Origin of the sequence: Roseivivax sp. THAF30 (genome assembly GCF_009363575.1) — a bacterium.
Classification (GTDB): domain Bacteria; phylum Pseudomonadota; class Alphaproteobacteria; order Rhodobacterales; family Rhodobacteraceae; genus Roseivivax; species Roseivivax halotolerans.
Map to the genome: position 1 here is coordinate 2736853 of NZ_CP045389.1, position 22919 is coordinate 2759771.

24 protein-coding genes are annotated in these 22919 nt (G+C 65.0%); 16 read left to right on the forward strand and 8 right to left on the reverse strand.

All coding sequences use genetic code 11. From position 1 onward, the window contains the following. Positions 1-33 precede the first annotated feature (33 nt). The 6 genes from FIU91_RS13150 to FIU91_RS13175 all read left to right on the forward strand — a co-directional run bounded on the left by FIU91_RS13150 (position 34) and on the right by FIU91_RS13175 (position 5803). Positions 34-834, forward strand: coding sequence for a GntR family transcriptional regulator (locus FIU91_RS13150; protein WP_152462805.1), 801 nt, complete (start codon positions 34-36; stop codon positions 832-834). Beyond that, entirely contained in the window at positions 831-2228 is a 1398-nt protein-coding gene (gene leuC, locus FIU91_RS13155) for a 3-isopropylmalate dehydratase large subunit (RefSeq protein WP_152462806.1), read from the forward strand. Before FIU91_RS13150 ends, leuC begins: the two co-directional genes overlap by 4 nt. Beyond that, positions 2228-2836 carry a 3-isopropylmalate dehydratase small subunit gene (gene leuD, locus FIU91_RS13160; RefSeq protein ID WP_152462807.1) on the forward strand — a complete coding sequence of 203 codons (609 nt, stop codon included), beginning with the start codon at positions 2228-2230 and terminating at the stop codon, positions 2834-2836. The genes leuC and leuD overlap by 1 nt, the downstream gene beginning before the upstream one ends. Before the next feature lie 76 nt (positions 2837-2912). After that, the gene (gene dctP, locus FIU91_RS13165) at positions 2913-3926 is read left to right on the forward strand and encodes a TRAP transporter substrate-binding protein DctP (RefSeq protein WP_152462808.1); all 1014 of its coding nucleotides are present in this window, start codon (positions 2913-2915) and stop codon (positions 3924-3926) included. Positions 3927-3989: 63 nt separating this feature from the next. Next, entirely contained in the window at positions 3990-4496 is a 507-nt protein-coding gene (locus FIU91_RS13170; RefSeq protein WP_093011069.1) for a TRAP transporter small permease, read from the forward strand. Further along, complete coding sequence (locus tag FIU91_RS13175) at positions 4496-5803, forward strand: TRAP transporter large permease subunit (protein ID WP_152462809.1); 1308 nt, start codon at positions 4496-4498, stop codon at positions 5801-5803. Before FIU91_RS13170 ends, FIU91_RS13175 begins: the two co-directional genes overlap by 1 nt. 15 nt (positions 5804-5818) lie before the next feature. Here the strand turns inward: FIU91_RS13175 and ychF are convergent, their stop codons facing one another. The 4 genes from ychF to FIU91_RS13195 form a co-directional block, all read right to left on the reverse strand. Beyond that, positions 5819-6916, reverse strand: coding sequence for a redox-regulated ATPase YchF (gene ychF, locus FIU91_RS13180; protein WP_152462810.1), 1098 nt, complete (start codon positions 6914-6916; stop codon positions 5819-5821). 39 nt (positions 6917-6955) lie between these two features. Then, a complete protein-coding gene (locus tag FIU91_RS13185) occupies positions 6956-8350 on the reverse strand; it encodes an MATE family efflux transporter (RefSeq protein ID WP_152462811.1) in 1395 nt (464 codons plus the stop codon). 78 nt (positions 8351-8428) lie between these two features. After that, positions 8429-9331 (reverse strand): polyphosphate kinase 2, encoded by a 903-nt coding sequence (gene ppk2, locus FIU91_RS13190; protein ID WP_093010627.1) that lies wholly within the window; start codon positions 9329-9331, stop codon positions 8429-8431. Positions 9332-9393: 62 nt separating this feature from the next. Next, entirely contained in the window at positions 9394-10284 is an 891-nt protein-coding gene (locus FIU91_RS13195) for an NAD(P)-dependent oxidoreductase (protein ID WP_152462812.1), read from the reverse strand. A gap of 122 nt (positions 10285-10406) precedes the next feature. Between FIU91_RS13195 and trpA the strand changes: the two genes are divergently transcribed. The 6 genes from trpA to FIU91_RS13225 all read left to right on the forward strand — a co-directional run bounded on the left by trpA (position 10407) and on the right by FIU91_RS13225 (position 15562). After that, complete coding sequence (trpA, locus tag FIU91_RS13200; RefSeq protein ID WP_152462813.1) at positions 10407-11198, forward strand: tryptophan synthase subunit alpha; 792 nt, start codon at positions 10407-10409, stop codon at positions 11196-11198. Positions 11199-11297: 99 nt separating this feature from the next. Further along, positions 11298-12608, forward strand: coding sequence for an NAD(P)/FAD-dependent oxidoreductase (locus FIU91_RS13205; protein ID WP_152462814.1), 1311 nt, complete (start codon positions 11298-11300; stop codon positions 12606-12608). A gap of 70 nt (positions 12609-12678) precedes the next feature. Continuing rightward, positions 12679-13899, forward strand: a complete 1221-nt coding sequence (gene trpB, locus FIU91_RS13210; protein ID WP_093010619.1) for a tryptophan synthase subunit beta — start codon at positions 12679-12681, stop codon at positions 13897-13899. A gap of 136 nt (positions 13900-14035) precedes the next feature. Continuing rightward, positions 14036-14524 (forward strand): PepSY domain-containing protein, encoded by a 489-nt coding sequence (locus FIU91_RS13215; RefSeq protein ID WP_152462815.1) that lies wholly within the window; start codon positions 14036-14038, stop codon positions 14522-14524. A gap of 54 nt (positions 14525-14578) precedes the next feature. Then, entirely contained in the window at positions 14579-14962 is a 384-nt protein-coding gene (locus tag FIU91_RS19465; RefSeq protein ID WP_216651609.1) for a hypothetical protein, read from the forward strand. Between the two features lie 24 nt (positions 14963-14986). Next, a complete protein-coding gene (locus tag FIU91_RS13225) occupies positions 14987-15562 on the forward strand; it encodes a LuxR C-terminal-related transcriptional regulator (protein WP_152462817.1) in 576 nt (191 codons plus the stop codon). Here the strand turns inward: FIU91_RS13225 and FIU91_RS13230 are convergent. The 3 genes from FIU91_RS13230 to FIU91_RS13240 form a co-directional block, all read right to left on the reverse strand. Further along, positions 15556-15933 (reverse strand): DUF2237 family protein, encoded by a 378-nt coding sequence (locus FIU91_RS13230; protein WP_093010613.1) that lies wholly within the window; start codon positions 15931-15933, stop codon positions 15556-15558. The two genes, FIU91_RS13225 and FIU91_RS13230, sit on opposite strands and share 7 nt — an antisense overlap. 18 nt (positions 15934-15951) lie before the next feature. After that, the gene (pth, locus tag FIU91_RS13235) at positions 15952-16656 is read right to left on the reverse strand and encodes an aminoacyl-tRNA hydrolase (protein WP_152462818.1); all 705 of its coding nucleotides are present in this window, start codon (positions 16654-16656) and stop codon (positions 15952-15954) included. A gap of 121 nt (positions 16657-16777) precedes the next feature. Next, the gene (locus FIU91_RS13240) at positions 16778-17455 is read right to left on the reverse strand and encodes a 50S ribosomal protein L25/general stress protein Ctc (protein ID WP_093010609.1); all 678 of its coding nucleotides are present in this window, start codon (positions 17453-17455) and stop codon (positions 16778-16780) included. 173 nt (positions 17456-17628) lie between these two features. Here FIU91_RS13240 and FIU91_RS13245 point away from each other — a divergent pair, with 173 nt between their 5' ends. Further along, entirely contained in the window at positions 17629-18795 is a 1167-nt protein-coding gene (locus FIU91_RS13245; protein ID WP_093010606.1) for an MFS transporter, read from the forward strand. Here FIU91_RS13245 and FIU91_RS13250 read toward each other — a convergent pair. Continuing rightward, positions 18758-19939 (reverse strand): alpha-hydroxy acid oxidase, encoded by a 1182-nt coding sequence (locus FIU91_RS13250; RefSeq protein ID WP_152462819.1) that lies wholly within the window; start codon positions 19937-19939, stop codon positions 18758-18760. The two genes, FIU91_RS13245 and FIU91_RS13250, sit on opposite strands and share 38 nt — an antisense overlap. A gap of 164 nt (positions 19940-20103) precedes the next feature. Between FIU91_RS13250 and pcaD the strand changes: the two genes are divergently transcribed. From pcaD to FIU91_RS13265, 3 genes are read left to right on the forward strand one after another with little or no spacing between them, the layout of a single operon-like run. Next, a complete protein-coding gene (pcaD, locus tag FIU91_RS13255; protein WP_152462820.1) occupies positions 20104-20889 on the forward strand; it encodes a 3-oxoadipate enol-lactonase in 786 nt (261 codons plus the stop codon). Position 20890: 1 nt separating this feature from the next. Beyond that, positions 20891-21601: an alpha/beta fold hydrolase gene (locus tag FIU91_RS13260; RefSeq protein ID WP_152462821.1), complete on the forward strand. Its 711-nt coding sequence runs from the start codon at positions 20891-20893 to the stop codon at positions 21599-21601. Further along, complete coding sequence (locus tag FIU91_RS13265; RefSeq protein ID WP_152462822.1) at positions 21598-22914, forward strand: lyase family protein; 1317 nt, start codon at positions 21598-21600, stop codon at positions 22912-22914. The genes FIU91_RS13260 and FIU91_RS13265 overlap by 4 nt, the downstream gene beginning before the upstream one ends. Positions 22915-22919 lie beyond the last annotated feature (5 nt).

The window sequence follows — 22919 nt, forward strand, 5'->3', positions numbered from 1 at the left end:
GCCTGTAGCGTCGGAGCTCGAAAGGGGTGGTCCATGCGCGAACATGTGCGGACAAGTCTGCCGGAAGGGGGAAAGGCCCGCAGGGTCTATCTGCTTCTGCGCGACGACATCCTGTCCGGCCTCCGCGCGCCCGGCGACCGCCTGCCCGGCGAGAACCGCCTCGCAGAAGAATTCGACGTCAGCCGCGTCACCATTCGCCGCGCGCTCGACGCGCTCGAGGCGAACGGCCTGATCGAACGACGCGCCGGTCACGGCACGCGTATCGTCGAAGGGGCCCAGACCCGGACGATGGCCGCGGATGTCGCCTCCCTGATCCCGCAGATCGTCGAATTGGGCCGTCACTCGGCGCGGCTCCTGTCCTTCTCATACGAAGTACCCCCGGCCCCTGTCGCAAAGGCGATGGCGCTGCCAGAGACTGCCAGGGTCCAGACGGCGGTTCGCGTGCGCCTCGCAGACGGAGAGCCTTTCTCGCACCTGACGACCCATGTGCCCGAGGATATCGCACGGCATTATTCCGAAGCCGATCTCGCGAGCACGCCGCTGTATCAGCTTCTCGAACGCTCCGGCGTGACGATCACCTCCGCGCACCAGGAAGTCAGCGCGACCCTCGCTTCCCCGGACGTGGCCGAGGCGCTGGACGTGTCGACCGGCACCGCCCTGATGGCCCTCAGGCGCATCGTTCGGGACGAAAGCGATCGAGCGGTCGAATACCTCTCCGCGCTCTACCGGCCCGACCGTTTCAAGCTGGAAATGTCGCTGACCCGCGTCGGAACAGGCGGCGCGCGTCACTGGGAGCCGGTGGTCGGCGACACCACGCCCGAGGAAAGCCCATGAGCCGCACGCTTCTGGACAAGCTCTGGGACGCGCACGAGGTCCGCCGCGATCCCGACGGAACCTCGCTTCTCTGGGTGGACAGGCATCTCGTCCACGAAGGCTCGCACCATGCCTTCGCAAAGCTCGCCGAACGTGGGCTGGATGTCGCCGAACCGGGCCTCACCTTCGGCGTCGCCGATCACTACGCTCCGACCCGGCGGCGCGACAGGATCGAGGATCCCGCCATTGCAAAGATGCTGGAGCGGCTCGAGACGAATACGGCGCGGCATGGGATTCGGCTCTTCGGCCTGAACGACCCCCGCCAGGGCATCGTGCACGTGCTCGGCCCAGAACAGGGGCTGACCCTGCCGGGCCTCTCGATCAATTGCGGCGACAGCCACACCTCGACGCACGGCGCGTTCGGCGCGCTCGCCTTCGGGATCGGCGCGACGGAAGTGGCCCACGTGCTGGCGACACAGACGGTGCGCGCGCAGAAGCCGAAATCCATGCGAATCCGCGTGAAAGGAGCGCTCGGCGCAGGGGTGAGCGCCAAGGACATCGCGCTGCACTGGATCGCCGAGCTTGGCACCTCCGGGGCGACGGGACATGCGGTCGAATATGCGGGCGACGCGATCGAAGCTCTGTCGATGGAAGGGCGGATGACCCTCTGCAATCTCTCTATCGAAGGCGGCGCGCGGTTCGGCATGGTCGCGCCCGACGACACGACGCTGGCCTACGTGAAAGGGCGACCCTTCGCCCCGAAAGGCGCGGCGTGGGATCGCGCGGTCGAGGCGTGGCGCGCGCTGCCGAGCGATCCCGATGCCACCTTCGACAAGGAGGTGACGATCGACGTCGCGAGGATCGCTCCGACCGTCACATGGGGCACGACTCCCGAACAAGCCGCACCGATCACGGGGACGGTGCCCGATCCGGACGCGCTGCCCGGCGGCAAGGCCGAGGCGGCCCGCTCCGCCCTCGACTACATGGGCCTGACAGCGGGCCAGCCGCTTCAGGACGTGGCCATCGATCAGGTCTTTCTTGGCTCCTGCACCAATGCGCGGATCGAGGATCTGCGCGCGGCCGCCACCATCCTGCGCGGACGCCGCGCGCGGGTGCCGGGCGTCGTCTCTCCGGGCTCGATGCTGGTCCGCGCCGCGGCAGAGGCCGAAGGGCTCGACCGGGTCTTCACCGAGGCCGGGCTCGACTGGGTCGGCGCGGGCTGCTCGATGTGCGTCGGAATGAATGGCGACATCGTCGCGCCGGGCAAGCGCTGCGCCTCCTCGACCAACCGCAACTTCCGGGGGCGCCAGGGGAAGGGCGCGCGCACGCATCTGATGTCGCCCGTCATGGTCGCCGCCGCGGCCGTCACGGGCCGGCTGACCGATGCGCGCGAGCTGATGGAGGCAAAAGCCTGATGGCGGGATGGAGCGTAAATGAAGGCCGTGCCGTCGCCCTGCCCCGGCGAGATGTCGATACCGACCAGATCATCCCCGCGCGCTTCATGTCGGCGAGCCGGGCGGACGGCTACGGGCAATACCTCTTTGCCGATCTGCGCGAAGGCGACGACGGCTTCCCGCTGGACAGGCACAGGGGGGCGAGCGTGCTGATCGCGGGCGCGAATTTCGGCTGCGGCTCCTCGCGGGAAGCCGCGGTCTATGCGCTGGTCGATGCCGGCATCCGGGCGGTCATCGCACCGAGCTTTGCCGATATCTTCGCGGGCAACGCGGTGAATAACGGGCTCTTGCCCGCGGCGCTGCCGGACGCAGAGGCGCTGATGGACGAGCTGGGCGCGAACGCGGCGGAGGCCAGGATCGACCTCGAAACCGCGACGCTGACGATTGCGGGGCAAAGCCACGAGTTCCGCCTGCCGGATGTCTGGCGGCACAAGCTTACGAACGGATGGGACGATATCGACCTCACTCGCGCGCATCTGGATGAAATCGCGGCCTTCCGCGAGGCGCGACACGCAAACGCCCCCTGGGTCTGGGCCGAACAGGATGACGAGCAGGCCACGGCGGGCTGAACCCGCCGGGCGACACGGGAAAACCAAGGTGAACGACCGTGCGGAACACGCATGGCGCATGACAAGGAGAGAGAAGATGAAGATGACGACCTACGGAGGCGCCTTCGCGAGCCTCCTCGCCCTCGCAGGAACGGCGCAGGCGCAAGACACGCTGACAGCGGTTCATGCCTTCCCCGAGACCCTGATCTACACGCAGAGCTTCCTCGAATTCGTCGACAAGGTGAACGCGCGCGGCGAAGGCGTGATCCAGATCGAAGTGCGCGGCGGCCCCGAGGCCATCGGCATGTTCCAGCAGCCCGACGCCGTGCGCAACGGCGTGGTGGACATGGTCTATACACCCGGCTCCTTCTACGCGGGCGCCCTGCCCGAGAAGGATGCGCTCGTCGCGTCCAACCTCACCGCCGTCGAGACCCGCGAGAATGGCGGGATCGAGCTCATCGACCAGATCCACCAGGAAAAGATGGGCGTGAAATATCTCGGCTGGTTCGACAGCGGCGTTTGCTACAACCTCTGGACACGGAATGAGCCGGAGCTTGACGAGGACGGCAATCTCGACGTCTCGGGCCTCAAGTTGCGCGGCAACGCCGTCTACAACGCCTTCTTCACCGAATATCTCGGCGCGCAGGTGATCGATCTGCCGACGACCGACGTCTATTCCGCGCTCGAGCGCGGCGTCGTGGACGCAACCGGCTGGACGCAGATCGGCCTCATCGACCTCAAATGGAACGAGTTCCTGAACTACCGAATCGAGCCGTGCTTCTTCTCGACCGACCTTGGCGTGATCGTGAACCAGGACAGCTGGGAGGGTCTTTCCGAAGAGGCGCAGACGATCCTGCAGGACGTCGCGATCGAGCACGAGGCAAGCTCTGCGGCCGCGCTAGAGGAAAAGCGTGACGAGGATTTCGCAGCGCTCGAGGAAGACGGCATGCAGGTCGTCACGCTCGAAGGGCAGGCCGCGGCCGACTACCTTGCCGCCGCGCGCGAGAAAACCTGGGAGCGGATGCGCGGTCTCATGGAAGAGCAAGGCGGCACCGAGAATTACGACCGCCTGATCGAGCTCTTCTACGATGAAAGCGCCGATCCGCAGTAATGGCACCCCGGGGGCGGCGCGGACCCCGCGCCGCCCTTCCCTATCTCCGAGCAGGCAAGCAACATGCAGAGCGTCAGGCGCATCTATGACGGATTTCTCACGCTGATGGCGGTGATCGCGGGCGCGATGCTGCTCTGGCTCATGATCTCCGTCGTGGTCTCGGTCACGATGCGGAATCTCGGCATCCAGCCCTTCGCCTGGCTCTTCACCTCCTCCGAATACGCCCTTCTCTACATGACGATGCTCGGCGCGCCCTGGCTCGTGCGGGAGAAGGGGCATGTGCATATCGAGCTTCTGACCGCCACCCTGCCCGAGCGCGGACAGGCCGTCATGAGCCGCTTCGTCGCGGCGCTCTGCGTGATCGTGTCGGTCATCCTGGCCTGGAAAGGCGGCGAGTTGTTCCTGACCAATATCGAGCGCGGCGACTACGACGTGCGCGCCTATTTCACCCCGAAATGGATCCTGACCATCGCCTTTCCGATCAGCTTCACGCTGATGGCGGTGGAATTCGCGCGCTTCGTTTTCGGGCCGGAGCTGATGCATTCCGGCGAGGCGGGGTTGCACGAGTGATGGAATGGTACGGAGCACTCGGCGTCCTGCTGGGCGCGATCATGTTTCTCATGGCGCTCGGAATGCCCGTGGCGCTTGCCTTCCTGGCCGCGAACATCGTCGGTGCCTGGATCTTCATGGGCGGCCCGGCAGGCATCACCCAGCTTCTCAACAATGGCTTCGGCGCGTTGACGAGCTTCGCGCTCGTGCCGATCCCGCTCTTTCTTCTGATGGGAGAGCTTTTCTTCTTCACCGGCCTTGGCAGCCGGATGTTCACGGCCATCGACAAGCTGCTCGGCCGGGTGCCCGGGCGGCTCTCCTATGTCACGGTGATCGGCGGGACGGGGTTTTCGACGCTGTCGGGCTCGTCGATGGGATCGACGGCACTTCTCGGCGCGCTGATGGTGCCCGAGATGAATGCGCGCGGCTACAAGAAGCACATGTCCATCGGACCGATCCTTGGCACCGGAGGCCTTGCGATCATCATCCCGCCCTCGGCGCTGGCCGTGCTTCTGGCGACGCTCGCGCGGATCGACGTGGGCGCGCTCCTGATCGCGGGCGTCATTCCGGGCCTCATTCTCGCGGGTCTCTATATCGCGACGATCTGGCTGCAGGTGAAGATCGACCCCGAGGCCGCGCCCGCCTACGACGTGCCCCCCATGTCGGCGGGAGAGAAAGCCTGGCTGCTCCTGCGCGACGTGGTGCCGATGATCGCTGTGATGGTGCTGACCGTCGCGGGCATGATCGGCGGGCTGTTCACCCCGTCCGAGGCGGCGGCCTTCGGCGCGCTTGGCGTCCTGATCCTCGCGATCCTCTATCGCGGACTGACCTGGAGCACCCTCAAGGCCTCTATCGTCGGCGCGCTGAAGGTGACACTGATGGCCTACCTGATCGTCTTCGGCTCCGCGACGTTCAGCCAGCTTCTGGCCTTCTCGGGCGCATCGAGCGGGCTGATCGACTGGGCAACGGGGTTCGATCTCGCGCCGCTCGTCATGCTTCTGGTGATGTTCGGCGTGCTGCTGCTTCTGGGCATGTTCATGGAGCAGATCTCCATCATGCTGCTGACCGTTCCGATCTTCTTCCCGCTGGCGCAGACCCTCGGTTTCGAGCCGGTCTGGTTCGCGCTGGTGATGTTGCTGGCGCTCGAGATCAGCTTCACGACGCCGCCGTTCGGACTTCTGCTCTTCGTAATGAAAGGCGTGGCGCCTGCGGGCACGACCATGCGCGACATCTACACGGCGGCATTCCCCTTTATCGGATGCTCGCTGCTGCTGGTCGTGCTTCTGATCCTGTTCCCGGATCTGGCGCTATGGCTGCCGAGACGATAGCGCCCCGGACCAACCTTAATTGTTGAACAGGAAATGCATCACGTCGCCATCCTTGACGACGTAGCCCTTGCCTTCGGCACGCATCTTGCCGGCATCCTTGGCCGCCTGCTCCCCTCCGAGGCCGACGAAATCGTCGTAGGCGATGGTCTCGGCGCGGATGAAGCCCTTCTCGAAATCACCGTGAATGATGCCCGCGGCTTTTGGCGCGGAGGTGCCCACGGGAATCGTCCAGGCGCGCGCCTCTTTCGGACCGACGGTGAAATAGGTCTCGAGCTTCAGAAGGTTGTAGCCCGCCTTGATGAGCCGATCGAGCCCCGCCTCGTCGAGCCCCATCTCGGAAAGGAACATCTCGGCTTCCTCGGCGTCGAGCTGGCTGATCTCCTCCTCGATCCGGGCGGAGATGACCACATGCGCGTTGCCCTGCTCGGCGGCCATTTTCGCCACGGCCTCGGAATGGGCGTTGCCGGTCGCCGCTTCGTCCTCGGCGACGTTGCAGACGTAGAGCACGGGCTTCGAGGTCAGAAGCTGGAGCATCCGCCAGGCCTTGAGATCATCTTCGGCGACCTCGACGACGCGGGCCGGCTTGCCCTCGTTCAGCGCTTCGAGCGCCATCTTCATCAGGCGCTCTTGCTGGATCGCCTCCTTGTCGCCGCCGCGCACCTTGCGGACGATGTTCTGGAGCCGCTTCTCGAGGCTTTCCATGTCCGAGATGATGAGCTCGGTCTCGATGGTCTCCGCGTCGGATACCGGGTCGACCCGGCCATCGACATGCACCACGTCCCCGTCCTCGAAGCAACGCAGCACATGGGCGATGGCGTCCACCTCGCGGATATTGGCGAGGAACTGGTTGCCGAGGCCCTCGCCCTTGGACGCGCCCTTCACGAGCCCCGCAATGTCCACGAAGGTCATGCGCGTCGGAATGATCTGCTTGGACTTGGCGATGTCCGCGAGCGCGTAGAGACGCGGATCGGGCACGGCGACCTCACCGACATTCGGCTCGATCGTGCAGAAGGGAAAATTCTCCGCCTGTGCCGAAGCGGTCCGCGTCAGCGCGTTGAAAAGGGTAGATTTACCGACATTCGGCAGACCGACGATACCCATGCGAAAGCCCATGTGAGACCTGTTCCCGTCCTTGGATTACGAGCGCGGTGTCTAGTGAGATGCGGGCGCGGGCGCAAGGCTTTGCCCGGTCGCCTCGAAGGTCGGCAGTGCCCGTGCCCAGAACCGGAAGAGAAGCATGATCGCCGCCGCGCCGAGCCCCGTCACGAGACCAAGCCAGACGCCGACGCCGCCCCAGCCCAGGACAAACCCGCCGATCCAGGCCGCCGGGAGGCCGAGCGCCCAATAGGCGACCGCCGCCATCCACATCGGCACGCGCGTGTCCTGCACGCCGCGCAACAGGCCGAGCGTGATGACCTGAGCCCCGTCGACAAGCTGAAACAGCGCCGCGGTGATGAGTAGCCCGGTACCCGCCACGATGATCGCCGCCCGGTCGGGTTCCGCGGGGTCGAGAAAGAGCGAGATCAAGGGCTCGGGTGCTGCCACCATCACCACCATCGCAACGAGCGAGACCGCCGCTGACAGGCCAAGCGCCGCCACGGCCCCGCGTGCGAGTCGCAACGGATCGCCCGCGCCGAACGCATTGCCCGCGCGCACCGTGGCCGCGTTCGACAGACCCAAGTGGATCATGAAGGCGGCGGTCGCCAGTTGCAGCGCGATGCCGTGCGCTGCGAGAGGCACCGTGCCGAGCCAGCCCATGAAGATCGAGGAGACCGCGAAAAGGCCGACCTCGGAGAGATTGGTCACGCCGATGGGCCACCCGAGGCGGAAGACCTCGCGCAGGCTCTCGGGATCGGAAACCCAGAATCGGCCGAAAAGGTCATGCTGCGGCAGCTTGCGGTCCGAGAAGACCATCGCCCCCGCGAGCGCCACGCAATGGGTCAGCACCGACGCGATGGCCGCGCCCGCGATGCCAAGCTCTGGAAAGCCGAAATTGCCGAAGATCAGCACGTAGTTGAACGGCACGTTCAGAAGCGCCGCGAGCGCCGTCAGCAGGAAGACCGCCCGCGTCTCCTCCAATGCGGCGAGATAGCTCTTGAGCACCATCACCCCAAGTGCGGGCAGCATGCCGAGCCCCGCGATCCTGAGATAGGTCTGCGCCATTGCCGCAAGCTCTGCATCCTGGCCAAGCGCGCGCAAGATCGGGCCGGAAAACCAGAAGACCGGCATCGACAGCGCGAAAAAGCCGATGGAGAGCCAGAGCCCCATCCGGGTTACCCGGCGGATGCGCGTCTCATCGCCCTGCGCGGCGTAGCTCGCCACCATCGGCATCACGGCAAAGGCAAAGCCCGAGCCGAAAAGGAAGAAGACCATGAAGACCGTATGAGCGAGCGTCAGCGCCGCGAGTTCCGCCACCCCGTACCAGCCGACCATGACCGTGTCGGTGAGCCCGATGGCAAACTGCGCCAGATGCCCTCCGACAAGCGGCAGGCCAAGCACGAACACCGCGTGCAGATGCTGGGGATATGAAAGCGGAGCCGATGCCATGACCCCGCTCTAGGCCGCTCCGTTCAGGCAGGCAAGAGGCGCAGCCCCCGCATCACGGCAGGGGCGTTATTGCACGGACTAAGCGTCACCCTTGCGGGTGTCGGGATGCAGCGCCGCCCCCAGGATATGGTCGGCCCGATGGATCACATGGCCCGCATGGCCGACGATCAGCGGATCGGGCGCCTTGGCAACACGGCGGTCCTTGCCCGGATAATCGAGCGTCGACAGGAAATGGCGCATGCAGTCGAGCCGCGCGCGCTTTTTGTCGTCGGACTTGATGACCGTCCACGGCGCATCTGCGGTATCGGTGTAGAAGAACATCGCTTCCTTCGCCTCGGTGTAGTCGGACCAGCGGTCGAGACTCGCCTTGTCGATGGGCGAGAGCTTCCATTGCTTCAGAGGATCGGTGGCGCGGCTTGCGAACCGGGTCTTCTGTTCATCCTGCGTGACCGAAAACCAGTACTTGTAGAGCCGTATCCCCGAGCGCACGAGCATTCGCTCCAGCTCGGGCGTCTGACGCATGAATTCGAGATACTCGTTCGGCGCACAGAACCCCATCACCCGCTCGACACCGGCGCGGTTGTACCAGGACCGGTCATAGAGGACGATCTCGCCCGAGGTCGGCAGATGCTCGACATATCGCTGGAAATACCATTGCCCGCGCTCCTCTTCGGTCGGCTTGTTGAGCGCGACGACCCGCGCGCCGCGCGGATTGAGATGCTCTGTGAAGCGCTTGATCGTGCCGCCCTTCCCGGCCGCGTCGCGACCTTCGAAGAGCAGCACGAATTTCTGCCCGGTTTCCTGCGCCCAAAGCTGCACCTTGAGAAGTTCGGCCTGGAGCCGCGCTTTCTCGCGCTCGTAGCTTCGGCGCGAGAGCCGCACCTGATACGGGTATGTCCCGGTCTCGAAGCCGCGCACCGGATCGGGCACGGCCGGCGCGATTTCGGTGGCGGATCCGGCAAGCGGCGTCTGGTCGTTCATGATCGTCCCTCCGTCAGTCGAGGAACGCTACCGCGCCGCGCGGAGACGCGCCTTGACCAAGGTCAAGACGTGCCGATTTCGTCCCGCCACCGCTCCGGCGGCTCGAAGCCCAGAAGTCGGCGCGCCTTCTCGATCGAGTAGAACGTCTCGTATTCGCCCATCTCGCCGCGCATCTCGACGCCCGGATAGAAGCGCTCGGCGACCTTTGCCGAAGGCAGATCGACCGAGGTGTCGGGGTTCGCGACATTGAAGACCTCGTATCCGAGCCCGTCCGTCTGCAAGCAGCGTTCGACCATCAGCCCCAGATCGCGCGCGTCGATATAGGCAAAGATATTCCGGCGGCGCAGATCGGGGTTCTTCACGAAGGCGGAGAAAAGCTCCACGTATTCATGCGGCTCGATCACGTTGTTGATCCTGAGGCCGTAGATGTCGAGCCCCGAGCGCACCTGGAAGCTGCGTGCCGTGACCTCGTTCGCGACCTTGGCCATCGCGTAGCTGTCATGCGGCACGGTCGGATGATCCTCGTCCACCGGCACATAGTCCGGCAGCACCTCGCCTTGCGCGAAGCAGATGCCGTAGGTCGTCTCGGACGAGGCGAAGAGGATCTTCGGAATGCCGAGCTTCACCGCCGCCTCGATCACGTTGTAGGTCGAGATCACGTTGTTCTCGAAGGTCACGTTATCTGCGGTCAGCCCGATCCGGGGCACGGCGGCGAAATGCACGACCGCGTCCGGGCGGCCTGGCGCGGTGCCGTCGAGCTCGGACAGATCGAAGATTTGCGTCATCGCGTTCCAGACCTGCCCACTGTCGGTCAGATCGACGTCGAGATCGTTGATGCCCTCGGCTCCGAGGGGCACCCGATCGAGATTGAGGATCTCGTGCCCCTGGTCCCTGAGAAAGGGCAGCACATGCCGTCCGGCCTTGCCGCTGCCTCCGGTAAAGACGATCCGCATCCGCTCTCTCCTCTGTCACGCTCTTCTTGAGCTCTTGCCGTGCAAGGCCCGGAACGCGGGCCATTGATTTTCTCGATGCCTTCCGGCACTTCACGCCGGACCATATCAGGGGAAGGTGTAGGATGACACGGATCGACGCCAAGTTCAGCGCGCTGAAGGATGACGGCAAGAAGGCCTTCGTCGCCTATATCATGGCCGGCGATCCCTCGGTTGAAACCTCGCTGGAGCTGATGAAGGGCCTGCCGGGCGCAGGCGTCGACGTGATCGAGCTGGGCCTGCCCTTCACCGACCCGATGGCGGACGGACCGACCATCCAGGAAGCCGGGCAGCGGGCGCTCGCGGGCGGCATGACGCTCGACAAGACGCTGGATATGGTGCGCGAGTTCCGCAAGGACGACGCCGAAACGCCGATCGTGCTCATGGGCTATTACAACCCGATCTATTCGCGCGGCGTCTCCCGGTTCCTCAACGAAGCCAGGGAGGCCGGGATCGACGGGCTCATCATCGTCGATCTGCCCCCTGAGGAAGATGACGAGCTCTGCATCCCCGCGCAGAAAGCTGGGCTGAACTTCATACGGCTCGCCACCCCCACGACCGACGACAAGCGCCTGCCCAAGGTGCTCGAGAACACGTCCGGCTTCGTGTATTACGTCTCGATCACCGGCATCACCGGCGCGGCGGCCGCCGAGGCGCAGGAGGTCGCGCCCGAGGTCAAGCGGATCAAGTCGCAGACCGATCTGCCGGTCATCGTCGGCTTCGGCATCCGCACGCCCGAAAGCGCTGAAAGCATCGCGGGCATCGCCGATGGCTGCGTCGTCGGCTCGGCGATCGTGGGCGAGCTGGCCTCGGGCCGGAAGGTCGAGGATGTGCTGGCCTTCGTGAAGACGCTGTCGGACGGTGCCCACAGGGCTTGAGACCCGCGCTCCGGGCCGCCGGCCCGCCGCGAAAGCTTGCCTCGCGCGCGTTCCGCCCGACATTGTGATCCGAGTTCAACGCAACGAACCGGAACCGATATGTCAGAACGCAAGACGCAGATCGTCGTCGTCGGAGGCGGCGCGGCGGGGCTCGAACTCGTCCGCAAGCTCGGTGCGAAATACGGACGCGAGAAGCACGACATCATCCTTGTCGACCGCGACCGCACCCATGTCTGGAAGCCGCTCCTGCACGAGGTCGCGGCAGGCTCGCTCGATCCCAACATGGACGAGGTCGGCTATGGCGGGCACGCTGCGCGCTGGGGTTATCGCTTCTTCAACGGCGCGCTCGAACGGATCGACCGCGAGCGGCAGAAGATCATCACGGCACCGCTTCTCGACGAGGATGGCGAGGTCATCATCGACCGTCACGAGATCCGCTACGACTACCTCGTTCTCGCCTTCGGCGGCGTGTCGAACGATTTCGGCATCCCGGGCGTGCGCGAGCACGCGCTCTTTCTCGAACATCGCCGGCAGGCCGACGATTTCCGCAAGCGGCTCCTCAATGCCTGCCTGCGCGTGAACGAACGTCGCCAGCGGGGCGAAGAGGCACAGCTCGACATCTGCATCGTCGGCGGCGGCGCGACGGGTGTGGAACTCGCAGCGGAGCTTTTCAACGCCGCCAAGGGTCTGCGCGATTACGGTCTTGAGGTCTTCGACGAGGCCGCCCTGAACGTGACGCTTCTCGAGGCGGGTCCGCGCATCCTGCCCGCGCTGCGCGAGGATCTCTCTGACACCGCGCTCCAGGAGCTGCGCGCGCTCGGCATTCGGGTCGAGACCGGCGCGATGGTGTCCAGTATCGAGACGGGCCATGTCCATGTGAAGGAGGGCGAGACGATCCATGCCGACATGATCCTTTGGGCCGCCGGCGTGCGCGGCGATCATGGCGTCGCGGAGATGAGCGATCTCGAGCTCGACAAGATCGACCGCATCGTTGTGCGCCCCACCCTGCAGACAACGACCGACGAAAGAATCTTCGCGATCGGCGATTGCGCGCATTGCGAATTGCCCGGCCGCGACGGGCCGGTTCCGCCTCGCGCTCAAGCCGCACACCAGATGGCGACCTGCACCTTCCACAATCTCGGGCGGCTGATGGACGGCCAGGCACCCAGGGATTTCGTCTATCAGGACCACGGAGCGCTGGTGAATCTGAGCCGCTTCGACACGATCGGATCGCTTATGGGCAACCTGATGGGCGGCTCGATGGCGGTCGAGGGCCGGATCGCGCGGTTCGCTTACAATTCCCTCTACCGGATGCACCTTCTGGCCGTGCATGGATGGCTGCAGGGCACGTTCATGATTGCGGCCGGACGCGTCAACAAGGTGCTGCGTCCGAAGCTGAAACTGCACTGATTCCGCTGGTATCGCGCGCGGCGGTCTTTTAGGACATGCGGCCAGACCCCGCGCCAAGAGGAGCCGCAAGATGAACGAACTGGTCAATTCCTTCATGACCGGCCCCGACGAGAAGGGCCGTTTCGGCGATTTCGGCGGGCGTTTCGTCTCCGAGACGCTAATGCCGCTGATCCTCGAACTCGAGGAGCAATACGAGCACGCCAAGACCGACCAGAGCTTCTGGGACGAGATGGACTTTCTCTGGAAGCATTATGTCGGCCGCCCCTCCCCGCTCTACTTCGCCGAACGGCTGACCGAGCGGCTGGGCGGCGCCAAGGTCTACATGAAGCGCGACGAGCTGAACCATACCGGCGCGCACAAGATCAACAACGTGCTCGGCCAGATCATCCTCGCCCGCCGCATGGGCAAGTCCCGCATCATCGCCGAGACGGGCGCGGGCCAGCACGGCGTGGCCACCGCGACCGTCTGCGCCAAGTTCGGGCTTAAATGCGTCGTCTACATGGGCGCGCATGACGTGGAGCGTCAGCAGCCCAACGTCTTCCGCATGAAGCTTTTGGGCGCGGAAGTCGTCCCCGTCACCTCCGGGCGCGGCACGCTCAAGGACGCGATGAACGACGCGCTGCGGGATTGGGTGACCAATGTGCGCGATACGTTCTATTGCATCGGCACCGTGGCGGGCCCGCACCCCTACCCGGCGATGGTGCGCGACTTCCAGTCGATCATCGGCAAGGAAGTGCGCGAGCAGATGCACGAGGCCGAAGGACGGCTGCCGGATACGATCATCGCGGCCATCGGCGGCGGCTCGAACGCAATGGGCCTCTTCTATCCGTTTCTCGACGACAAGGAGGTCGCGATCATCGGCGTCGAGGCCGGCGGCAAGGGCGTGAACGCGAAGATGGAGCATTGCGCCTCCCTCACAGGCGGCCGTCCGGGCGTCCTGCACGGTAATCGCACCTATCTGCTCCAGGACGATGACGGGCAGATCCTCGAGGGCTTCTCGATCTCGGCCGGGCTCGACTATCCCGGCATCGGGCCCGAGCATTCCTGGCTGCACGATGTCGGGCGCGCGCAATATGTCTCGATCACCGACAAGGAGGCCCTGGAGGCGTTCCAGCTCTGCTGTGAGACCGAAGGCATCATTCCCGCGCTCGAGCCGAGCCACGCGCTGGCCCATGTCACCAAGATCGCGCCTGACCTGCCGGAAGATCACATCATCTGCATGAACATGTGCGGACGGGGCGACAAGGATATCTTCACCGTCGCCAAGGCTCTGGGCCGCGATATCTCATAAACTTGGGTTTATACGCATAGAACCGGGGATTATGCCGCTTGCCATAAACCCCGGTTGAATGGCGGAATGGCTAAGATCCCTTCCTTGATCGAGGCGAGGCCCACCGGGTCTCGCAATCGAAAAAAGGAGACTTGCCATGACCATTCGCACCATCTTGCTCGGAACCGTGGGCGCGCTCGCGCTGAGCGCCGCGTCCGCGCAGGCGCAATCCGCGACCGACCAGATCATTGCAGACCTGCAATCGCAGGGCTTCACCGCCATCGAGATCAAGACCGGCCCCAGCCAGATCAAGGCCGAGGCCGTGCGTGGCGACACGAAGCTTGAAGTTGTCTATGACAGCGCGACCGGCCAGATCCTCAAGCAGGAAACCGAAAGCGCAGCGGGCGAACGGATCTCGCAAGGCGTCAGCATCGACACCGAGGATGACGACTTCGTCGACGGGCGCTACGACGACGATGACGATTATGATGACGACGACGATGACCGGTATGATGATAGCGACGACCGGGATGATGACCGCGATGACGACAGAGACGACCGCGACGATGATCGGGACGATGACAGAGATGATCGGGACGACGACAGGGATGATGACCGGGACGACGACCGCGATGACGACGACTGACGCGTTGCGTCCACATGCGGCCTCGACGCTACGGCGTCGGGGCAATGGACGGCCATGATGCGCCGTCGTAGCTTTCTGCTATCCGCAGGGGCGATGGTGCTCTTTCCGAGCCTTACCCGCGCCCAAACCGCACGCGACCAGGTGATCGATCAGCTCAGACGTCAGGGCTACCGCCGCTTCAGGGTCAACGAAACCTGGCTCGGACGGCTTAGGATCGTTGCGGAAGGTCCTGCCGGAACACGAGAAATCATCCTCAATCCGTCAAACGGCGTGATCCTGCGCGACTATATCGACCGTGATGACGACGATGACGATCGCGATGACGACCGGGACGACCGGGACGATGATCGGGATGACCGCGATGACGACCGGGACGATGATCGGGACGACCGAGATGACGACCGGGACGATGACGATGATGACGATGACGACGACTGACCGTCCGGGACAGCCTGCGCGCTGATGCGGCTGCGTACGCGCATATCCCTCGCCCTGCTTTTGGGCTTTCAGCTCGTCACGGCGATCTTTTTCCAGTGGGAACTCCTCGGCTCGGTCTTTGGCTTCAGCCAGCAACCGATCGCCTGGGCGCTGTACGAACTGATCGAGGTTGCCGCTGCGCTCGGACTTGTGGCGGGGGTCTGCGTCACGGCTATCCTGCTGTACCGAAGTCAAAAAGCCCGCGCCGCGGCTGAGGCGAACCTGCGTCTTGCCTCGGGCGCTTTTCATAAGGTGCTCGAAGAGCGCTTCGATGAATGGAAGCTGACGCCTGCGGAGAGGGATGTCGCTCTGTTCTCGATCAAGGGCCTCACGACCGCCGAGATGGCGGCGCTGCGTGGCGCGTCGGAAGGCACGATCAAGGCACAGACGAACGCCATCTATCGCAAGGCACAGGTGTCCGGGCGAAGTCAGCTCATGTCGCTCTTTATCGATGAGTTGATGGGCGATGGGCTTCCCGGCGTCGTAGCGGTATCACCTCCGCCAAAATTGATCGAAAATAGCAATCCAGACACCCCAGACAGGCATATTCCAGCTCAATGATGTTCGATTTTGCATAGTTCCAGAACATCCATCGGCACGATCTCAAGCGCCTTTTGATGCGTCGCGGCGAGCGAAACCTTGGGCGCGCAGCCCTCCTGATGGGCCTGCAGGAAGCGGCTGGCACAGAGGCACCACTTGTCGCCCGGCTTGAGACCGGGGAAGTGAAACTCCGGGCGGGGCGTCGAGAGGTCGTTGCCGACATACTTGGAGAACGCCAGGAATTCGTCGGTCATCACCGCGCAGACCGTGTGGCTGCCCCGGTCCTCGGCGCATGTATTGCACGAGCCATCCCGGAAGAACCCGGTCAAGGGATCGTTCGAGCACGGTTGAAGATCTTCTCCGAGTACATTGATTTCAGGATCTTTCTGCATCTCGCGGGCTCCCTTCGATCAGCGGAATCTGTCCACCAGTTTCTGTAGTGGCGAACGGTCGTCCTCGACGGCTTGTTCCGGCTCGGGCCGTTCGGTCTTTGCTGGTTCCGGCGCGGGTTTAGCATTGGTTCCCTCGCTGCCCCCGCCGCTTCGCGGTGGATTAAGACGCAGCGCGACCTTGTTCATGAACGCGGCCTTGTCGCCTTCGGCCAGTGCCGGCGCGCCGTCGGCGATCCCGCGCATCATGTCGTCGAGCCAGTCCTGATCGGCCTTGGCGAAATCGTGCAGCACGTAATGCGAGACCAGGTCCTTGTGGCCAGGATGCCCGATACCGAGGCGCACGCGGCGGTAGGCCTCACCGATATGTCCGTGGATCGAACGCAGCCCGTTATGGCCCGCATGCCCGCCGCCATCCTTGACCTTGAGCTTGCCCGGCGCGAGGTCGAGCTCATCGTGGAAGACGATCACGTCGGCAGGCTCCAGCTTGTAGAAACGCAAAGCGTCACCAACGGCTTGGCCGGATCTGTTCATGTAGGTTCCGGGCTTTAGCAGAAGCACTTTCTCGCTGCCGAGACGCCCCTCCGCGGCCTCGCCCTGGAACTTCTGTTTCCACGGGCCGAGCCCGTGATCGGCAGCGATCGCATCGAGCGCCATGAACCCGATATTGTGCCGGTGACCCGCATAATCGCGGCCGGGATTTCCAAGACCGACGAAGAGTTTCATGCCGCGGCTCCTTCGCACTTTCTGTCGTTCGAGAGATAGACCAGCCTCGCGCACCTTACAAACCCGCAGACGAAAACGGCCCCGCCCGAAGGCGAGGCCGCTTTGCGACACGAGCCAAAGATCACTCTTCGGCGTGTTCCTTCTCGCCTTCGACGGTCTCGGCGTTCTGCTCGATGACCTCGGTCTCTTCGACCTCGTCGCCGTCCATCTCGTCTTCCGCGGAAGCCAGAGCCGAGGGTGCGGAGATCGAGCAGATCGCGAAATCGCGGTCGATGGTCGGCTTGGCGCCGGCGGGCAGCGTCACGTCCGAGATGGATACGCCTTCGCCGATGTCGAGCTTCGACAGATCGACGGTGACCTTCTCGGGGATATCGCCCGCGGTCACGATCAGTTCGATCTCGGGGCGGATCACGGTCAGAACGCCGCCGCGATCAAGGCCGGGGGAGTCTTCCTCACCGACGAATTCGACGGGGATGAAGATGTTGATCTTCGACGTGCGGCGCAGACGCATCAGGTCGAAATGGGTCGGCAGATCCTTCACGACATCGCGCTGAACGTCGCGGCAGATGACCCGGACATCGTCGTGGCCGTCAACCTTGAGGTTGAACAGCGTCGACTTGAACCGGCCCTTGTGCAGGCGCTTCAGCAGATCGTTGAACTTGATCTGGATCGGCAGCGGATCGACGTCGCCACCAAAAACGATACCCGGAACCATGCCATCGCGGCGTGCCTGACGAGCGGCGCCCTTGCCTGTCCCCGTCCGTTCCTGGGCGTGAAGATCAGGAATTTCTCCAGCCATGTCTCTCATACTCCAAAGTGTGAACGGGGATCCTCCAAGGCTGTATCCCCGCATGAAGCGTGGCCGTTACAAGGGATACCCCGCTTTGACAAGGGCAAAGCCGCGCGGGCAGCGTGGAAATACGCGCACGTCGGCATCTGGCCTTTTCTCCGCGGCCATGATTGGTCGGCGTCATGGGATTTCTCGCCGATCTTCGCATCGCCCGCGCGCCCGCGGCATCGTTCATGGCGCTCGGCCTGTTCTGGGGCTCCTTCGCGGCCTCCGTTCCGGACGTCAAGGCGACGGCCGGGCTGACGGATGCCGGTCTGGGGCTGGCGCTGCTTTGTGCGACGCTGGGCGCGGTCGCGGCGATGTGGCTTGCGCCGGTGCTGGAGCGGCGTCTCGGCGCGAAGGCGCTTGGCGTCATCACCGGGATCGCCGCCCTCGGCGCGCTATTGCCGGGGCTTGCGGGCTCGCCGCTCGCCTTCACCGCGGCGATGGTCGCGGCCTGCGCGGGCTACGGGCTTCTGGATGTCGCGATGAATGCACGGGTCAGCGCGCTCGAGGCCGATGCGGACCGCTCGCTGATGAACCTCGCCCATGCGAGCTATTCGCTGATCTATGCCTGCGCGGCCATTGCGGCAGGGATCGCGCGGCAGGCCGGGGCCGAGCCCTTCGCGATCTTCGCCACCGTCGCGGTGCTGACCCTTCTTGCCGCGATCTATGTCACGCGTCAGCCGGCGCCCGCACCGGCTGAAGACACCGGCGAGACCGGCAATGAAAGCGCGCTGCCCCTGCCCCTCATCCTCACGGGCGGCGCGATCATCTGCCTTGCGTTCCTGGCCGAGCAAGGCACTGAAGGCTGGTCCGCCCTGCATCTTGAGCGCAGCCACGGCGCAGGTGCGGCCGCGGGCGCGCTTGGCCCCGCGCTTCTCGGGTTGACGATGGGGATCGGGCGGCTCTTCGGGCAGGCGGCGACGCGCTTTGTCCGCGAGGCTGTCCTCATTCGCGCCGCCGCCATTCTCGCGGCCCTGGGCGCGGCTCTCGCTGCGAACGCGCCGAGCCTTGCGCTCTCTTATGTCGGCTTCACCGCGATGGGGCTTGGCCTGTCGCTTATCGTGCCGACCGTCTTCGCCTGGGCAGGGCGGCGCATCCGGGCGCGCGACCGGGCACTCATGGTCTCGCGCCTGTCGGTCGTCGGCTATGCCGGGTTCTTTGCGGGTCCGCCGCTCATGGGGTTCCTGGCGCAAGCCTACGGGCTGCAAGTCTCCTTCAGCGCGCTGGCGCTTCTGATCCTTGCGATCCCGCTCGTGCTCCTTCCGGTCATGCGGCGGGCGGCTCCTGATCCCATCCGTCGCTGAAGCCCTTGGGCACCATCAGGATGTCGCGGTCCACGCCCTTGATGTCGCGGTGTCCGCAGAGCGCCATCGACATGTCGAGTTCCTTCTCGATCACCTGAAGCGAGCGGGTCACGCCCTCCTGCCCCATCGCGCCCAGGCCGTAGACATAGGCGCGACCGATATAGGTGCCCTTCGCCCCAAGGGCGAGCGCCTTCAGCACGTCCTGACCCGACCGGATGCCACTGTCGAAATGCACCTCGATCTTGTCGCCCACCGCCTCCACGATGGGTTCGAGCGCGCGGATCGCCGAAAGCGCCCCGTCGAGCTGCCGCCCGCCGTGGTTCGACACGACGATGGCATCCGCGCCGACGTTCAGCGCCTGCCGCGCATCGCGCGGATCCATGATCCCCTTGATGATGAGCGGGCCGTCCCACATCTTGCGGAACTCGCGAATCCGGTCCCAGTCGAGCGACTGATCGAAGGCCTGCGCCGTCCAGGTCGAAAGCGAGGACGGGTCGGAGACGCCCTTCGCATGACCGACGATATTGCCGAAGAAGCGTCGCTTCGTGGACAGCATTCCCATGCCCCACTGCACCTTCGTCATCATGTTGGCGACCGATTTCGGAGTAAGCTTCGGCGGCGCGGAGAGCCCGTTCTTCAAATCGCGGTGCCGCTGGCCCAGAAGCTGCAGATCGACGGTAATGATCGCAGCCGAACACTTGGCCTCCTTCGCGCGATCGAAGAGCCGCTGCATGAAATCGTCGTCCTTGAGCGTGTAGACCTGCATCCAGAACGGCTTCGAGGTGTTGGCCGCCACATCCTCGATGGAGCAGATCGACATGGTCGAAAGGCTGTAGGGCACACCGAATTTTTCCGCCGCCTTGGCCGCTTTGATCTCTCCGTCCCAATGCTGCATCCCCGTCAGTCCGACAGGCGCGAGCGCGACCGGCATGGAGACATCCTGCCCGATCATCTGCGAGTTCAGCGACCGATCCGCCATGTCCACGGCCACGCGCTGGCGGAAGTAGAGATCGTCGAAATCCGAGGAGTTCTCGCGGAAGGTCTGCTCGGTCCAGCTGCCCGACTCGGTATAGTCGTAGAACATCTTGGGGACGCGGCGGCGGTAGATGCGGCGCAGATCCTCGATCTCGGTGATGACGGGCATGGGCTCCTCCTCGGCCTGAAGCTGTTCTGAACTACCAAGACCGCCATCCGCCCACAATGTCCGAGCCAAATCAATGGCAAGAGGTCGCACTTGGCTGTGGCCGGGGCGTTCCCATTCGGCGCGCGCCGCGCTAGGCTCCAGCCAAACGGCCTTCGGAGGGGCAAATGAAGATCGCAGAGCTCGACGGCATCCGGCTGCATTACCGCGAAGACGGCGATCCGGGCGGCGTGCCGGTCGTCTTCGGCAATTCGCTCGGCACCGACCTGAGGCTCTGGGATCAGGTTCTGCCGCTCCTGCCTGCCGGTTTTCGCTACATCCGCTATGACAAGCGCGGACACGGCCTGTCGCAATGCACCAAGCCGCCTTACCCGATGGGCACGCTGGTGCGGGACGCGGAAATGCTGATCGACCACCTGGAACTCACCGGCGTGATCTTCGTCGGTCTCTCCATCGGCGGCCTCATAGCGCAAGGTCTCGCCGCGAAACGGCCCGAGCTTCTGCGCGGGATCGTGCTGTCCAATACCGGCGCGAAGATCGGCACGCGCGAGATGTGGGATGAGCGGATCGCGGGCGTCGAGGCGGACGGCATCGAAGCGCTCGCCGATGCCACGATGCAGCGTTGGTTCTCTGAGACCTTCCGGCAGACGCCGCCTTTCCTCGCCTGGCGCAACATGCTCGTCCGCCAGCCGCAGGACGGCTATGTCGGCTGTTCGGCAGCCATCGCGGGCACGGATTTCTACACGACGACCGCGGCGATCACGCTGCCCACGCTCGGGATCGCGGGCTCCGAGGACGGTTCCACCCCGCCCGATCTCGTGCGAGAGACGGCGGATCTGATCGCGGGCTCCAAGTTCAAGCTGATCCGCGGTGCGGGTCATCTGCCTTGCGTCGAGAAGCCGGAGGAATACGCCGCCATCCTGTCGGAATTCCTGCACGAGGTCCGGGGCTGACATGGCGCATTTCCTGCTCGTTCACGGCTCCTGTCACGGGGCCTGGTGCTGGCGCGATGTCGTGCCCGCGCTTGCCGCGAAGGGCCATACCGCCACGGCCATCGATCTGCCCTCGCACGGGATCGACCCGACCGCGCCCGAAGATGTCACGCTCGACGGCTACGCCGCCGCGATCCACACCGCGCTCGACCGGCCCTCCTTCGTTGTCGGCCATTCGATGGGCGGCTATCCGATCAGCCGCGCTGCCGACCTTGATCCGGCGAACATCGAGCGGCTCGTCTATCTCTGCGCCTACGTGCCCTGGGACGATCATTCGCTCGTGGACATGCGCCTGCGCGCTCCCCGCCAGCCGATCATGAAGGCAATTGCCAAGGCTGAGGATGGCGTGACCTTCTCGGTGATCCCCGAGCACGCGCGGGAGGTTTTCTACCATGACTGCCCTGACGAGGCCGTGGACTTCGCGCTCGAGAATCTCTGCCCCCAGGCGATCCTGCCGCAAGCGACGAAAGTGACGCTGGGGGAACGCTATCGCTCGGTGCCGCGCTCCTACATCCTTTGCCAACAGGACAGCGCCATTCCGCCAGAATTCCAGGAGGAGATGGCCGCCGATTTCCCGCCCGAGGACGTCATCCGCATGAACACATCCCATTCACCCTTCTTCTCGGAGCCCGAGGGGCTCGCCCGTCATCTGGACAGGATCGCGGCGGCATGAGCGCGACCCTGTTCGGCAGCCAGCTCTACGGCAAGCTCGTCCCCACCGGGGAAGTCGCGCGGCTTTTCACGGATAGCGCCGAGATCCGCGCCATGCTGATCGTGCTCGGTGCTCTGGCAAAGGCGGAGGGCGCGGCAGGGATCATCCCCGAGATCAGCGCCAAGGCGATCCACCGCGCGTCACTGGAGCTGCAGGTCGATCCTGGCGGCCTCGCGGAGGCGACGGGCGCGAACGGCGTACCGGTCCCGGCCCTCGTCGCGGCCTTCCGCGATCTGATGCAGGCGCCCGAACACGCGCAATATATCCATTGGGGTGCGACGTCGCAGGACATCATGGACACCGGCCTGATGCTGCGGCTGCGGCAGGTGCTGAGCCATTACGAGGCCGGTCTCGACCGCGTTCTGACGCGGCTTGCCGATCTGGCCGAGGTCCATGCAGAGCTTCCGATGGCCGCGCGCACCTACGGTCAGCAGGCAACGCCGACGAGCTTCGGAGCGGTTGTCGCGAGCTGGGGCTGGCCGCTTCTGGACCTGCGCGCCGAGACGGCCGGCTTGCGCGACCGCCTCTGCGTGTCGCTCTCGGGTGCGGCGGGCACGGCCTCGATGCTGGGGCCCGATCCAGAGGCCCTCCGGGCCGAGCTTGCCGAGGCGCTCGGCCTCGTTGACCCCAAGCGGAGCTGGCACACCGACCGCGCCCCCGTGACGAAGCTTGCCGGCTGGGTCGCGCGGCTCGTGACGGCAATTGGCAAGATCGGCGAGGATCTGACCGCGCTCGCCGCGACCGAGGTCGCCGAGGTCACGCTTGGGGAAGCGGGCGCCTCCTCGACCATGCCGCAGAAGCAGAACCCGGTCGCACCCTCGGTCCTGTCGATGCTGGCCCATCACGGCACGGGGCTTCAGACGACGCTGATGCAGGCCGCGCGTCACCGCCACCAGCGCGACGGCGCGACCTGGTTCACCGAATGGATGGTGCTGCCGCAACTCTGCCTGACCGGGGCCGCCGCGATAGAGACATGCGCGCCGCTTCTGGACGGCCTCGCCCCCCGTCCCGAAGCGATGGCGCGAAACATGAGCGGTGCGCTTGCCGCTGAAGCGCTGTCCTTCGCGCTCGCCCGCGAGATGCCGCGCCCAGAGGCGCAAGCCGCAATGAAAGCGCTCGCCCGCGAAAGCGCCGAGACTGGCTCCGATCTCATCGCGCTGGCCGCCGAGCGGCATCCGTCGATTGCACCCGTCGACTTTGCTCCATCGCGGCTTCTGGGCACGGCCCCGGCCGAAGCCCGCGACTTCGCGCGCGCCGTCCGGATGCAGGCCTGAGCCGC

Excerpts from the sequence above, each read along its gene's own strand:
- FIU91_RS13150 (WP_152462805.1), top strand. The coding sequence starts at position 34 with ATGCGCGAACATGTGCGGACAAGTCTGCCGGAAGGGGGAAAGGCCCGC.
- leuC (WP_152462806.1), top strand. The coding sequence starts at position 831 with ATGAGCCGCACGCTTCTGGACAAGCTCTGGGACGCGCACGAGGTCCGC.
- leuD (WP_152462807.1), top strand. The coding sequence starts at position 2,228 with ATGGCGGGATGGAGCGTAAATGAAGGCCGTGCCGTCGCCCTGCCCCGG.
- dctP (WP_152462808.1), top strand. The coding sequence starts at position 2,913 with ATGAAGATGACGACCTACGGAGGCGCCTTCGCGAGCCTCCTCGCCCTC.
- FIU91_RS13170 (WP_093011069.1), top strand. The coding sequence starts at position 3,990 with ATGCAGAGCGTCAGGCGCATCTATGACGGATTTCTCACGCTGATGGCG.
- FIU91_RS13175 (WP_152462809.1), top strand. The coding sequence starts at position 4,496 with ATGGAATGGTACGGAGCACTCGGCGTCCTGCTGGGCGCGATCATGTTT.
- ychF (WP_152462810.1), bottom strand. The coding sequence starts at position 6,916 with ATGGGCTTTCGCATGGGTATCGTCGGTCTGCCGAATGTCGGTAAATCT.
- FIU91_RS13185 (WP_152462811.1), bottom strand. The coding sequence starts at position 8,350 with ATGGCATCGGCTCCGCTTTCATATCCCCAGCATCTGCACGCGGTGTTC.
- ppk2 (WP_093010627.1), bottom strand. The coding sequence starts at position 9,331 with ATGAACGACCAGACGCCGCTTGCCGGATCCGCCACCGAAATCGCGCCG.
- FIU91_RS13195 (WP_152462812.1), bottom strand. The coding sequence starts at position 10,284 with ATGCGGATCGTCTTTACCGGAGGCAGCGGCAAGGCCGGACGGCATGTG.
- trpA (WP_152462813.1), top strand. The coding sequence starts at position 10,407 with ATGACACGGATCGACGCCAAGTTCAGCGCGCTGAAGGATGACGGCAAG.
- FIU91_RS13205 (WP_152462814.1), top strand. The coding sequence starts at position 11,298 with ATGTCAGAACGCAAGACGCAGATCGTCGTCGTCGGAGGCGGCGCGGCG.
- trpB (WP_093010619.1), top strand. The coding sequence starts at position 12,679 with ATGAACGAACTGGTCAATTCCTTCATGACCGGCCCCGACGAGAAGGGC.
- FIU91_RS13215 (WP_152462815.1), top strand. The coding sequence starts at position 14,036 with ATGACCATTCGCACCATCTTGCTCGGAACCGTGGGCGCGCTCGCGCTG.
- FIU91_RS19465 (WP_216651609.1), top strand. The coding sequence starts at position 14,579 with ATGATGCGCCGTCGTAGCTTTCTGCTATCCGCAGGGGCGATGGTGCTC.
- FIU91_RS13225 (WP_152462817.1), top strand. The coding sequence starts at position 14,987 with ATGCGGCTGCGTACGCGCATATCCCTCGCCCTGCTTTTGGGCTTTCAG.
- FIU91_RS13230 (WP_093010613.1), bottom strand. The coding sequence starts at position 15,933 with ATGCAGAAAGATCCTGAAATCAATGTACTCGGAGAAGATCTTCAACCG.
- pth (WP_152462818.1), bottom strand. The coding sequence starts at position 16,656 with ATGAAACTCTTCGTCGGTCTTGGAAATCCCGGCCGCGATTATGCGGGT.
- FIU91_RS13240 (WP_093010609.1), bottom strand. The coding sequence starts at position 17,455 with ATGGCTGGAGAAATTCCTGATCTTCACGCCCAGGAACGGACGGGGACA.
- FIU91_RS13245 (WP_093010606.1), top strand. The coding sequence starts at position 17,629 with ATGGGATTTCTCGCCGATCTTCGCATCGCCCGCGCGCCCGCGGCATCG.
- FIU91_RS13250 (WP_152462819.1), bottom strand. The coding sequence starts at position 19,939 with ATGCCCGTCATCACCGAGATCGAGGATCTGCGCCGCATCTACCGCCGC.
- pcaD (WP_152462820.1), top strand. The coding sequence starts at position 20,104 with ATGAAGATCGCAGAGCTCGACGGCATCCGGCTGCATTACCGCGAAGAC.
- FIU91_RS13260 (WP_152462821.1), top strand. The coding sequence starts at position 20,891 with ATGGCGCATTTCCTGCTCGTTCACGGCTCCTGTCACGGGGCCTGGTGC.
- FIU91_RS13265 (WP_152462822.1), top strand. The coding sequence starts at position 21,598 with ATGAGCGCGACCCTGTTCGGCAGCCAGCTCTACGGCAAGCTCGTCCCC.